The organism is Pseudobdellovibrionaceae bacterium (assembly GCA_023898385.1).
Classification (GTDB): Bacteria; Bdellovibrionota; Bdellovibrionia; order Bdellovibrionales; family UBA1609.
In genome coordinates, this window is sequence record CP060220.1 from 472633 (window position 1) to 488006 (window position 15374).

General features: G+C 50.4%; 1 protein-coding gene (running past one end of the window). It reads left to right on the top strand.

Annotated features, from left to right (window positions below):
- Positions 1 to 15374, top strand: partial view of a choice-of-anchor D domain-containing protein gene (locus H6626_02040; GenBank protein ID USN47894.1) — the 5' end (the start) only. Its footprint extends 16009 nt past the window's final position; the window shows 15374 of its 31383 coding nt (coding positions 1-15374); the start codon lies at positions 1 to 3; its stop codon lies off the right edge, out of view.

Here is a 15374-nt window from a genome sequence, read left to right on the forward strand (position 1 = left end):
ATGGAACGTAGCATAGTTATTTATATTACTAATCTATGCATGAGCTTCTGCAAAACGCTGTGGAAGCTGGGGCGAGGTGTATCCCATACACCCGTAAGTTCCTTTGTGGTCGCGGGATTGGCCGTATGGCTTCTAGGCTGCGTTGCCGAGATCAATGATCAGTTAGCAAACAAATCAGCGGCTCGAATTATTTTCTCTGAGGACGGTACGCCGTCAGGTGCCACAGACAAGTATGATTTTGGCGAAACTGCAGTGGGCGGAATGGCTGAGGCCACCGTGGACCTCTTCAATTTGGGAGACTTTCCCGCCACAAACGTCACCAGCAGCAGCATCCCTTCGCCATTTGCGTTTAAGGGTGGAAGCTTCCCCGGTATCGGCGGAAACTGTACTAGCACTCTTGCTGCCGGTGGCACTTGTGAAATTGTATTAACATATACTCCAGCGGCTTATGTGACCAACACAGAAAGCTTCACGCTCACTTACAATTCAAACAATGACACTGTCACATCCACGCTGTTTCTTGAGGGTACTGGAACCACTCCCGCCGTTCTTACGATTTCTGATGCACCTGTTTATGATTACGGAACCAAAGCTGTTGGCGGCGATCACGACCATGTGTTTACAATCACCAATGCGGGAGGTGCAACAGCCACCAACATCATCGAAGGTGGTTTGGGTTCACCTTTTCAGTTTCAAGATGGATTGTATCCTGGAACTGACGGGACATGCCCCATTGATGGGACCATCCCTGGCGGAACAGGTTGTACCGTTGTGGTCACGTTTTCGCCAACCAACATTGGTTTTTACACGGATCGCATTGAGCTGAATTATTTTGATGGCGCCACAGCACAGCTGGCCACCCGAGATCTTCAGGGTACGGCTTTGATTCCTGCTAATTTAGAAATTTCAGATGCACCCGAGTATGACTATGGTCAGATTCTTGTTGGAAACACTGTCGATTACACGTTCACAATCACCAACACGGGCGGGTCCACAGCCACATCCATGGGTGGCGGCGGGTTGGCGAGCCCCTTTAGATATGCCGGTGGCATTGGGTATCCGGGCACGGGCGGCACTTGTTTAGGCAGTTTAGCGCCGGCGGCCACTTGTGACATCGTGGTGACTTTTGCGCCAGTTACAACGGGCATGCACTCAGACACCATTGAAATTTATTACGACAATGGTGCGGGTACATCGCAAGCCGATCGGGATATAAAAGGGGAGGGCATGACTCCCGCTAATTTGGTTTATGATTTAGCGCCTGTATATGATTTTGGATTAAGAGCTATCGGATCTGTGACCTTGCAAACGATTACAATTACTAATACCGGAAGCATTGGCGCCACGGCGATAGTTGATGCCGGTTTGCTCACAGCTGATTTTCAATACGCTGGTGGCACTTACCCCGGTGGCGGAACTTGCTCGACGACTTTAGCCGGAAACGGTGGCACTTGTACGGTGAATGTTCAGTATGCGCCTGCTGGTGTGGGATCTCATACGGACTTTGTTTCTTTAGATTATTTTGATGGCGTTAATAATGTGAATGATGCCATGACGGTTACGGGTATCGGCGCACTTCCTGCCAATCTCGTTGTAACAAGTGGCGAACCTAATCCCTATGATTTTCAAGCCGATTTCGGAGTGATCGCCTACGGATCCACTCGGTCTCATACATTTACAATTCAAAACTCAGGTGGAGTGCCGGCAACGGGCGTGATTGTGGGCGGGTTGGTGGCTCCGTATACGGTCAACAGTACAACCTGTGGCGCTTCCATTAATCCTTCAGCCAGCTGTACTGTTGAAGTTCAATATGCGCCATTATCCACTGGCCCTCATGCTGGAAACTTACAGATCAATTATAATGATGGAGTGGTGGCTCAAGCATTGGTTCAGGGTATCGACGGCGATGCGGCAGCACCGGCATTATTAACAATCACAGAAATTGACCCCTACGATTACGGCACTCAGGCCATTGGTTCATTTACTCCTTACACCTTTACAGTGCAAAACACGGGCGGCGTTGATGCCACTCTAATGGCTGGCAGCGGATTAACTTCACCTGATTTTCGTTGGGAAACTACAGATGTTTATCCGGGAGCATCGGGCAATTGCGGAACGCCTCTCGCCCCGGGAGCCACTTGTACCGTGGTGGTCGAGTTTGGCCCCAACTCCACGGGCCTACTTAATGACACAATCACTGTTGACTATAATAATGGAGTCATTGCCACTTCAGTGTCTCGTGATGTGATCGGTACGGGTGCAAATCCGGCCATTCTTACGATTTCTGATGCCCCATTTTATAGTTTTGGCAGCGTGGCCAGCAACTCACTGACCACTCATATTTTCACTATTACTAATGCAGCTGGTTCCGTTGATGCCACAAGTATTACAGAGGTGGCATTTGCCATTCCTGAATACGATTTTGCCGGCGGCGTATTCCCAGGAACTGCCGGCAACTGCGTTTCTGGTGGTTCTTTGTTGCCGGGTACATCTTGTGATGTAGAAGTAGAATTTACGCCCGCCGTGAACGGATCCTACAACTCCACTTTAACATTAAACTATGACAATGGTGTAGCTGTGGTTGCGGCCAGTCGAAATATTCAAGGTGTGGCGACCAACCCCGCTCAACTTGTATTTACACCGAGTCCACAGGACTGGGGCACAGTGGCTCGTGGTTCAACCAATGTGGCGCTTATTAATGTGGAAAATACAGGTGGTGTAAATGCCACTGGCATAATCATAGGCTCAGCATTTTTAGCTCCCTACAGTTATACCGGTGGAAGTGGTTATCCGGGAGCGAACGGCACATGTACAGGAACCATCTTGCCCGGAGTGGCCAACAGTTGCATGGTTGAGGTTCAATATGTGCCCACGGTCAATGGCCCAACCAGTGATGATCTCGACCTCGACTATGATGATGGAACTATTTTAGCGCCAGTGACAGCCAGTGTGACCTTGCAGGGGAATGCGGATAATCCAGCTGTGCTCAATGTGCAAGGTGCTGATCCTACAGATTTCGGAACAGCTGCCGTGGGTGCCACTGTGCCTCTGGTATTAACCTTAGAAAATACCGGTAATATAGCCGCCACGGGAATTACTTCTGGCGGACTGGCCACAGTGAATTATCAATACACAGGGGGGACATTCCCTGGCGGTGGAACTTGTGTAGAAGGTGGCAACTTAGCTGCGGGCGCCACTTGTACTTTTAGTGTGGATTTTATGCCGCAAGGGGCAGCCATACATACAGACAACCTCACTCTTTCGTATAATGATGGGGCCGCAGCTCAAGTAGAAACTCATGGTGTAACAGGCGTTGGCGCTAATCCGGCCTCCCTAAATATTGCTAATATTCCAGATAGTTTTAGCTACGGAAATGTGGCTTTGACAACAAACCTAGATCACGAATTTACCGTAACAAATACGGGATCCATAGATGGCACGGGAGTGTCTGAAATCACTTTGGCAGCTCCATTTACAATGCCTGGTGGGTACCCAGGTGCGGGTGCAACAGTGCCTTGCGGTAATACCATTCTCGCTGGAGCCAGTTGCAATATAGTGGTTCGATTCGAACCCACGGTCACGGGCGCCCAAAACGCTAACATCACCCTACAATACAATGATGGGGCTAATGTTGTTACATCAGTGGTTACCGTTGACGGTATTGGCTTTGTGCCAGCTGATTTAGACATTACACCGCCAAGTTTTGACTTTGGCAATATGGCTTTAGGCGGTTCTTCCACGGCGCAAATTTTTACCATCACTAACGTGGGTGGATACAACGCCACTCTGGTTAATGAAGTGGCAATGGTGGATCCATTTAAATACACGGGCGGGGCTTTCCCTGGCACGAATGGCACTTGTGTGGCCAATCAAACGTTAGCTCCGGCAGCCAGTTGTGACGTGGAAGTTTATTTTAATCCATCCGTATTGGGTGCAGCCACGACCTTTTTAGATTTTAGCTATTTTGATGGATTAAACGCGCAGAACGAAACAGCCCAGCTGGATGGAACAGGAGTTGCTGTTGGACTGCTTGCGATCGCTCCAGACCCCCATGATTTTGGTTCAGTGGCAAATGGCGGACAAAGTGTGTCTCAATTGTTTACCGTGACCAACTCGGGTGGATTTGCTGTGACCAACATGAATGAGGTGGGTTTAACGGGCGACTTTATATATGTAGGTGGCGCGTTCCCAGGTTCTGGCGGGAACTGTGTGGCAGCTGGTGGTTTGACACCCACTTCGAGCTGTCAAATCGAAGTGGCTTTTAGACCTACGGCTACAGGCGGACTAGCAGATCAAATTGAATTTACGTACTTTAATGGTGCGGCCACGGTTTCGGCAACGGGTGATGTGACCGGTACGGGAGTGAACCCCGCAAGTTTATCCATTGCAGCCAATCCGGACTTGTTCAACTGGGGCATTGTTGAAACAGGAACAATCGTTGATCACACATTCACAGTAAGTAACTCAGGTGATGTTTCAGCGACCGGCATTTCGGAAGTGGGCCTAGGCGGAGAGTGGACTATGCCAGGAGGATATCCTGGTGGTGGAACATGTCCTTTGGCGGGTACGATTGCTTCTGGTGCCAGTTGCACGATTGTTGTTCGCTTTAATCCTTTGGTGAGTGGCGTAAAAACAGATGACATCGAACTTAACTATAGCGATGGTACTTTAGCAGGCCCGCCCAATGCCACGGCCACATTAACAGCTGATGCCCGAACGCGCGCCCTATTAACGATCTCAGCTAATCCAGATCCGTTCAGCTTTGGCACTCAGCCTCTGGGTTCAAGCACAATTCGAGAGTGGACACTCACTAACACAGGTGAAATGGATGCCACGGCCATTGCGGGAGATGTCTTCGCATTGGCTCCAGAATATGCTTTTGCTGGCGGCACTTTCCCAGGTGGCGGAACTTGTGTGAATGGTGGCACCTTGGCTGCTGCGGGCACTTGTACTTTCCGTGTGGAATTTGTTCCCGCCGGGGTGCCAGGGGCCAGAAACGACAACGTTGATGTTAACTATAATGATGGTGTGGCCGCAACCGATGTGACTCAGGCCATCACGGGCACGGCCGCAAACCCGGCTAACCTTGTGGTGATTAGTGGCGAGCTTGATCCCTATGACTTTGGCACCGTGGCTGTTGGTGCGACCCGTGTTCACAGTTCGTTTGTTGTACAAAACCAAGGCGGCGTTGATGCCACGGGCGTGGCCGTCAGCATTAGTGGTGGGCCATATACAGTTAATGCAACCACTTGTGGTGCAACAATTGCGGCCGGTGCCACTTGTACAGTGGATGTGGACTTCACGCCCGTTGGCAGTGGAGCCATTGTCGGTGACAATTTAGTGATAGATTACAGTGATGCCACGGGGGCATCGCAAATGTTGCACGGATTGCAAGGCACAGGTGCACTTCCTGCTCAACTTGTGTTTGATGACACGCCTTCTTATGACTTTGGTATTCAGCCTAACTCATCTTCAACAGCTCGCCTTTTCTGGGTAGAAAATATAGGCGAAGTCAATGCCATCGGTCTTGCGGGGTCATTCACAACAGGCACTCACTTTAAGTTTACTGGAGCCGGTGGTTATCCAGGTACTTTAGGTACTTGTGCTGACCCCATCGTGCCAGGTGTTGGTGGTCGTTGTCAGATTGAAATCGAGTTTATCCCGCAGTCCACGGGAGCGCACACCGACAACGTGATTTTAAGTTTCAATAACGGCGTGGGTGCGACAAGCAATCAATTGCAGATTGATGGTACCGGTGCGCCACCTGCATTAATCACAATTGCTCCGGGTGGGACTTTTGATTTTGGCTCCATTGCTCGCGGTGGTCGTGCCGTGCAAATTTTCACGTTAACAAATTTAGTGGGTGCTGTTGATGCGACAAATATCACTGGCGCTGTTGCCACTCCGGAGTTTGCATTCACTGGCGGCGGGGTGTTCCCGGGTACGAACGGGACTTGTGTGATCAATGGCACTTTGATTGGTGGGGCGAGCTGTGATGTTGAAGTGGAGTTCGTACCGTTAGCTAATGGCGGCTACATGGATAACATCACCATCACCTATGATGATGGACTTGTTGTTGGTCAGACTTCGGTTAGGCCCATTCAAGGTAATGCTACAGATCCCGCATTGTTGACATTCGCTCCTAGCCCTCAAGATTGGGGAACAGTGGCCCGCGGCTCCACCAACGTTGCGTTGGTAACTATAGAGAACACAGGCGGCGTGGATGCCTTGGGAGTCAATGAGGGGTCCGCTCTATTAGCTCCTTATAGTTATACCGGTGGCTCCGGATATCCGGGAGCAAATGGAACTTGTACGGGAACTATTTTGCCTGGCGTTGGCAACACTTGTGTCATTGAAGTGCAGTATGTGCCGACGGTCAATGGCGCAACAAATGACGATGTGGATTTAGATTATGATGACGGTACACTCATCGCTCCTGTTACAGCCAGCATGACATTGCAGGGTAATGCGGACAATCCAGCTGTCTTAAATGTGCAAGGGGCAGATCCCACTGACTTTGGAACCGCTGCCGTGGGAGCCACAGTTCCTATGCTGCTCACTCTTGAGAATACAGGCAATATTGCTGCTTCAGGAATCACATCTGGCGGCTTAGCAACAGTGAACTACCAATATACGGGCGGCACTTATCCTGGTGGCGGAACTTGCGTTGAAGGTGGGTCGTTGGCCGCAGGCGCCACTTGTACTTTTAGTGTGGACTTCACACCTCAAGGTGCGGGCACACTCACTGACACATTGACTCTATCTTATAATGATGGCGCAGCTGCTCAAGTTGAGTCTCATGGAGTGACAGGAGTGGGTGCAAATCCAGCGGCCTTGGGGATTGCAGCCGTACCGGACGCATTCAATTATGGAAATGTGGCCGTTTCTACAAGCGTAGATCATGAGTTCACAATTACAAATACCGGCGATGTGATGGCCACTGGAATTACTGAAATCACTTTGGCTGCACCCTTTACAATGCCGGGAGGATTTCCAGGAGCTGGCGCCACAGTGGCATGTGGACCTACATTGGCCTCGGGAGCGAGCTGCAATATTGTTGTTCGTTTTGCACCTTTGGCTCCAGGTGCTGTGAATGCCGACATCACTCTTCAGTATAACAATGGTGCGAATTTAGTGACTTCAAGTGTGACGCTTGATGGTGAGGGCGTGATTCCCGCCGACCTCGATATCGTTCCTGCAAGTTTTGATTTTGGTGATATGGCTCAAGGTGGGTCAACGGCGGCACAGATCTTTACTGTAACAAACAATGGCGGATATAACGCGACGTTGGTTAACGAAGTGGGATTGGTTGATCCTTTCAAATACACAGGCGGAACTTACCCCGGAACAAATGGCACTTGTGTAGCCAATCAAACGTTAGCTCCGGCAGCCAGTTGTGATATCGAAGTTTACTTTAACCCTTCGGCCATTGTGGCCTCCACGGAGTTTATAGATTTTAGCTATAACAATGGTGTGGGTGCTGTGAACGAAACAGCCCAACTTGATGGTAACGGCGTGGCTATTGGAGTTTTGACAGTGGCACCAGATCCCCATGATTTTGGACCTGTGGCCAACGGTGGTCGAAGTTCGGCCCAGCTATTTACAATTACCAACACCGGCGGATTTGTTGTCACAGCGATGAATGAAGTGGGCGTTGGTGGTGATTTTGCCTACACCGGTGGTGCGTTCCCGGGGACGGGTGGTAACTGTGTGGCGGCGGGTAGTCTAACCCCCACATCGAGTTGCTTAATTGAGTTAGAATTTTTGCCGACTTCAACGGGTGTGCAAAATGGCACCATTGATTATAGCTACTTCAATGGAGCGGCCACGACAAACGTAGTTGGAGATCTTGACGGCGAAGGTGTCAACCCGGCCGACCTCAGTATTGCGGCCAATCCAGATTCTTTTAATTGGGGCATTCAAGAAACTACAACCACAGTGGATCATACATTTACTGTTACAAACTCAGGCGATGTGGATGCCACTGGTATTACAGAAACTGGTCTTGGCGGAGACTGGAGTATGCCAGGCGGATATCCTGGAGGTGGTACATGTCCAGGTACAGGTACGATAGCTTCAGGTGCGAGCTGTACAATCATCGTACGTTGGACGCCTTCTGTGAGCGGTGTGACCACAGATGACATTTCTCTGGCCTACAGCGATGGAACAATTGCTGGGCCACCCAATGCCACAGCCACACTGACTGGGGATGCAAGAACCCGAGCTCTTTTAACTATTACGGCCAATCCTGATGCTTTCAGTTTTGGAACGCGTCCGATTGGTTCGACTCTGGTGCACGAATGGACTTTAACAAATACAGGTGAAATGGATGCTACAGCCATTGCCGGAGACGTTTTTGGATTAGCGCCTGAGTACGCGTTTGCTGGCGGAACATTCCCTGGTGGCGGAAGTTGTGTGAATGGCGGAACACTTGTAAACGGTGCCACTTGTACATTTAGAGTGGAATTTGTGCCCGCAGGAGTACCGGGCGCTCGCAACGATGTGGTTGATGTAAACTACAACGACGGAGTTGCCGTGACCGATGTGACTCAAGCGATCACGGGCACAGCCGCCAATCCTGCTAACTTGGTTGTGATTAGCGGTGAGCTTGACCCCTATGATTTTGGCACTGTGGCGGTTGGCGCGACTAGTACTCACAGTTCATTTGTTGTTCAAAATAACGGTGGCGTGGATGCCGCAGGTGTGAGTGTAGGTGTGAGCGGTGGCCCGTTTAGTATCAATGCCACAACTTGTGGTGTCACAATAGCTGCTGGTGCCACTTGTACAGTTGATGTGGATTTTACGCCCGTGGGCAGCACTGTTTACAATGGCGACAATCTCACTGTTGATTACAGCGACGCCACAGGCGCAAGCCAAATGCTGCATGGGCTCGACGGGACGGGAGCGTTGCCAGCGCAGTTGGTGTTTGACGATGCGCCGTCTTATGATTTTGGCGTGCATGCCAACACATCGTCAACGGCTCGTCTGTTCTGGGTAGAAAACATTGGTGAAGTAAATGCTGTGGGCGTGGGTGGATCTTTCACCACAGGCACTCACTTTAAGTTCACAGGTGCTGGTGGATATCCGGGAACCTTGGGCACATGTACTACGCCCATCGTGCCTGGCGTGGGTGGCCGTTGTCAAATTGAGTTGGAATTCATTCCACAAGCCAGTGGTGCGCACACAGATGATGTGATTTTGAGTTTCAATAACGGCGTGGGTGCGACAAGTAATCAACTGCAAATTGATGGAACGGGTGCTCCTGCAGCGCTAATAACCATAGTGCCCGGTGGCACCTATGATTATGGAACCATCGCTCGCGGTGGACAAGCTGTTCAAATTTTCACATTAACCAACGTGGCTGGTGCTGTGGATGCGACCAATATTACAGGAGCCCTGGGCACGGCCGATTTTGCGTTTACCGGTGGCGGCGTTTTCCCAGGAACTAGTGGAACTTGTGTTTTAGCAGGTTCACTGGCTGGGGGAGTGAGTTGTGATATCGAAGTTGAATTCACGCCGTTGGCCAATGCCAGTTACAGTGACACAATTACGATCACTTATGATAACGGGGTGATTGTAGGGCAAACGGCCACAAGACCTGTGCAGGGTGTGGCCACGGATCCGGCGCTATTGACGTTCACTCCAAGTCCGCAAGATTGGGGCACAGTGGCCCGTGGATCGACAAATGTCACTCTATTAACAATTGAAAACACTGGGGGCGTGGACGCCACAGGCGTGATTGCTGGATCGGCGTTGATTGCTCCTTATAGTTACACGGGTGGAAGTGGGTATCCTGGTGCCAACGGAACTTGTGCTGGTACGATTTTACCAGGTGGTGGAAATACCTGTTTGATCGAAGTTCAATATGTTCCAACGGCTAATGGTGCCACGAGCGATGACGTGGATCTAGATTATGATGACGGAACACTTGTTGCTCCTGTTGCAGCCAGCGTAACCTTGCAGGGTAACGCAGATAACCCCGCAGTTCTTAATGTTCAAGGCGCTGATCCCACCGATTTTGGTACGGCAGCCGCTGGAGCCACCGTTCCCATTTTGTTAACTCTTGAAAACACAGGAAACATTGACGCAACAGGAATTACCTCTGGTGGATTGGCCACAGCCAACTATCAATATACAGGTGGCGCTTTCCCTGGCGGCGGGACTTGCGTTGAAGGTGGAAATTTAGCTTTCGGCGCCACTTGTACTTTCAGTGTGGATTTTATTCCGCAAGGTGCCGGCACACACACGGATACTATGACTTTCAACTATAACGACGGCGCCGCAGCTCAAGTGGAATCTCACGGAACAACAGGCGTTGGGGCTAACCCTGCTGCGTTAGCCATTGCTGCAGTTCCTGACAGCTTCAGTTATGGTAACGTGGCCACGGCCACTTTTGTGGACCACGAGTTTACAATTACAAATACAGGTGATGTGACGGCAAATGCAATTTCTGAAATCACTTTAGCCGCACCATTTACCATCCCTGGTGGATTTCCTGGAGCGGGGGCTACTGTACCTTGCGGTGTGAGTATTAACTCAGGCGCTTCGTGTAACATCGTGGTGCGTTTTGGTCCATTGGCACCTGGTGCAGCCACAGCTGATATTACACTTCAATACAACAATGGGGCCGCCGTGGTCACGTCGGCTGTCACTTTAGACGGAACAGGTGTTGTGCCAGCAGATTTGGATATTGTTCCTGTAAGTTTTGATTTTGGCGATATGGCTATTGGTGGGTCAACCGCAGCGCAAATCTTCACTATCACTAACAACGGTGGTTATGATGCGACTTTAGTGAACGAAGTGGGCTTGGCGGATCCATTTAAGTACACAGCAGGAACTTTCCCGGGAACCAACGGAACCTGTGTGGCCAATCAGACATTGGCACCTTTAGCCAGTTGTGACATCGAAGTTTACTACAACCCATCAGTGGTTAACGTAGACACTGATTTTATTGATTTCAGCTACAATAATGGTGTGGGGCCGGTGAATGAAACGGCCCAAGTGGACGGTAATGCGGTGAATGTGGGTCTATTGACCATAGTTCCAGATCCACATGATTTTGGTGATGTGGCCAATGCCGGTGCTAGCACACCACAAGTATTTACTATCACCAATACTGGTGACTTCGTTGTGACCAATATGAATGAGACAAGTCTCACAGGTGATTTTAACTACACTGGCGGGGGCTTCCCAGGAACAGGTGGTAACTGTGTGGCTGCGGGTAGCTTAACACCCACTTCGAGCTGTTTAATTGAAGTGGAATTTACACCCACATCCACAGGTGTCCAAAACGATCAAGTGATTTTTAGTTACTTCAACGGAGCGGCCACGGTGAATGCCACAGCTGACCTAGATGGTAACGGTGTGAACCCAGCAAGTCTAGCCATTGCAGCCAACCCTGATTCATTCAACTGGGGCATTCAAGAAACCACAACTACAGTGGATCACACTTTCACAGTGACCAACTCGGGCGATGTGGATGCCACAGGTATAGCTGAAACTGGTCTTGGCGGCGACTGGAGTCTGCCAGGGGGTTATCCAGGTGGTGGTACATGTCCAGGTACCGGGACTATTGCATCAGGTGCGAGCTGTACAATCATCGTGCGTTGGACGCCCTCAGTGAGCGGTCTGGCTACAGATACGATTTCATTGGCCTACAGCGATGGTACAATTGCAGGCCCGCCGAATGCCACAGCGGCATTGAATGGTGATGCTAGAACAAGAGCTCTATTAACGATCACCGCTAACCCTGATGCTTTTAGCTTCGGAGCACGTCCGATTGGGTCTACTTTAGTGCACGAATGGACACTGACCAACACAGGAGAGATGGACGCTACAGCCATTGCTGGTGATGCATTTGCCTTGGCGCCAGAATATGCGTTTGCTGGTGGAACATTCCCTGGTGGCGGAACATGTGTGAATGGTGGCACACTGGCAAGTCTGGCCACATGTACATTTAGAGTGGAGTTTGTGCCAGCCGGTGTGGCCGGTGCCCGAAACGATGACGTTGACGTGAACTATAACGATGGAGTGGCGGCCACCGATGTGACTCAAGCCATTACGGGTACAGCAGCTAACCCAGCAAACCTTGTTGTGATCAGTGGCGAGTTAGACCCTTATGATTTTGGAACAGTGGCTGTGGGTGCGACGAGCACGCACAGTTCGTTCACAATTCAAAACACAGGTGGCGTGGATGCCACAGGCGTGAGTGTGGGCGTAAGTGGTGGTCCATTTGCTATTAACGCCACAACTTGTGGTGCAACCATTGCAGCGGGTGCCACATGTACAGTGGATGTGGACTTTACTCCAGTGGGAAGTGCAACTTATAATGGCGATAACTTAACTATAGATTATACGGATGCCACTGGCACAAGTCAGATGTTGCATGGACTTGATGGTACGGGCGCATTGCCCGCTCAACTGGTGTTTGACGATGCGCCTTCATATGACTTTGGTGTCGCGGCCAATGCCTCTTCGGTGTCGAGACTGTTCTGGGTTGAAAACATTGGTGAAGTGAATGCTGTGGGCGTGGGTGGATCTTTCACCACAGGCACTCACTTTAAGTTCACAGGTGCAGGTGGATACCCTGGAACCTTGGGCACGTGTATAACGCCGATCGTGCCTGGAGTGGGCGGCCGTTGCCAAATTGAATTGGAATTCATCCCACAAGCCAGTGGTGCGCACACTGATGATGTGATCTTAAGTTTTAATAACGGTGTGGGTGCGACAAGTAACCAGTTACAAATAGATGGAACAGGCGCTCCAGCGGCACTCATCACTATCACTCCGGCAGGACCTGTGAACTTTGGCACTATTGCACGAAATGGTACAACCACACAGATATTGACTCTGGCCAACGCAGCCGGCGCTGTGGATGCCACAAACTTAGCTGGAAGTTTTACTGGTCCTGAGTTTGGGTTTTTAGGCGGCACTTTCCCTGGTACAGCGGGGACGTGTGTGAATGGCGGAAGCTTGGCCGGTGGTGTAACTTGTGATGTGGTTGTGGAATACGCCCCCACAGTGAACAACTCAGACTCCGACACCATGGTGATCACTTATGATAATGGTGTGGCTGTGGGTGTGACGGCCACAAGAAACGTGCAAGGTGTGGCCACAGATCCAGCGCTTCTCACATTCACTCCAGATCCACAAGACTGGGGCAATGTGGCTAATGGTTCAACGAACATCACTTTAATCACCGTAGAAAACACGGGTGGCGTAAATGCCACTAGCATTATTGAAGGCTCAGTGCTTGCCAACCCCTATAGTTACACCGGTGGTTTGGGTTATCCCGGAACTAACGGTACATGTACGGGCACCATCTTACCTGGTGGCGGTAATACATGTCTTATTGAAGTGCAGTATTTGCCATCAGGTCTTGGTGCCACCAGTGATGATGTGGATTTAGATTATGATGATGGCACAACAGTAGCTCCAGTCACGGCCAGTGTGACCTTGCAGGGGACATCGGTGACTCCGGCCACTTTGGATATCACTCCAGACACATTTGATTACGGCACACAAGCCATTGGCAGCACAACGCAACAGATTTTTACAGTGACCAACTCAGGTGCTGTAGATGCCACAAATGTCACGGGTGCGGCCTTTGGAACAGCTAACTTTCAGTTTGAAACAGGGGCTTTCCCTGGTTCTGGAACTTGTACAAATGGCGGAACGATTCCTTCAGGCGGCGGCAGCTGTACATTTGTAGTGGAATTTGTACCTGGCGGAGCAGGAGCCCTGTCCGACACAATTCAACTCAACTTTAACAATGGCGCAAGCAATACATCTGTCACAGAGTCTGTGGATGGAACCGGCGCCAACCCAGCAGTGCTTGGTATCTCAGCTGTGCCAGATAGTTTTAGCTTTGGTAACATAGCTATCTCTACCACAGTGGATCATGAGTTCACAGTGACTAATACGGGTGACGTAGATGCTACGGGAATATTTGAATCCACATTGGCAGCTCCGTTTACGTTTCCTGGCGGTTATCCGGGTACAGGAGCCACAGTTCCATGTGGTGTGACTATCAATGCGAGCACAAGTTGTAATATTGTGGTTCGCTATGCGCCACTGGCCGCAGCACCACATTCTGAATCGATCACATTGAATTACAACGATGGTGCTGGCGCTGCCCTTGTGGCTCAGGCCTTGACGGGTACGGGTGTAATTCCAGCCGATCTAGATATCGTACCTATCAGCCATGATTTTGGTGATATGGCTATCGGCGGTTCCAGTGCTGCGCAAATCTTCACCATCACTAACAACGGTGGTTATGATGCCACTTTAGTGAATGAAGTGGGATTGGCAGATCCATTTAAATACACAGGTGGCGTATTCCCAGGTACCAATGGTGATTGTACCGCTGGCCAAACGCTGGCACCGCTAGCGAGTTGTGATATCGAAGTTTATTACAACCCTACAGTTGTGAATGTGGACACGGATTTTATTGATTTCAGTTACGATAATGGTGTGGGTCCTGTCAATGAAACCGCCCAAGTGGATGGTAATGCGGTGAACGTGGGCCTATTGACCATAGTTCCAGATCCGCATGATTTTAGCGATGTGGCTAACGGTGGTGCGAGCACGCCGCAGGTATTTACGGTGACTAATGGTGGCGCATTCATCGTGACATCAATGAATGAAACAAGCCTCACAGGTGATTTTAATTACACTGGCGGGGGCTTCCCAGGAACCGGTGGTAACTGTGTGGCTGCGGGTAGTTTGACGCCCACGTCGAGCTGTTTAATTGAAGTGGAATTCACGCCCACATCGACGGGTGTCCAAAACGATCAAGTGAATTTTAGTTACTTTAACGGAGCGGCCACGGTGAATGCCACAGCTGATCTTGATGGTAACGGTGTGAATCCAGCAAGTCTAGCCATTGCAGCCAACCCTGATTCATTTAACTGGGGCATTCAAGAAACAACAACAACTGTGGATCACACATTCACAGTGACCAACTCGGGTGATGTGGATGCCACGGGCATTACAGAAACAGGATTGGGCGGCGACTGGAGTATGCCAGGTGGTTATCCAGGTGGTGGTACATGTCCAGGTACAGGTACTATTGCATCAGGTGCCAGCTGTACAATCATCGTGCGTTGGACACCTTCAATGAGCGGTCTAGCTACAGATACGATCTCATTGGCTTACAATGATGGCACAATTGCAGGACCACCGAATGCCACAGCGGCATTGAATGGGGATGCGCGAACAAGAGCTGTATTGACGATCACCGCTAACCCTGATGCATTTGGATTTGGTCCAAAGCCGATCGGCTCAACCACGGTGCATGAGTGGACACTAACCAATACCGGTGAAATGGATGCTACAGCGATTGCTGGTGATGTGTTTGGTTTAGCCCCTGAATA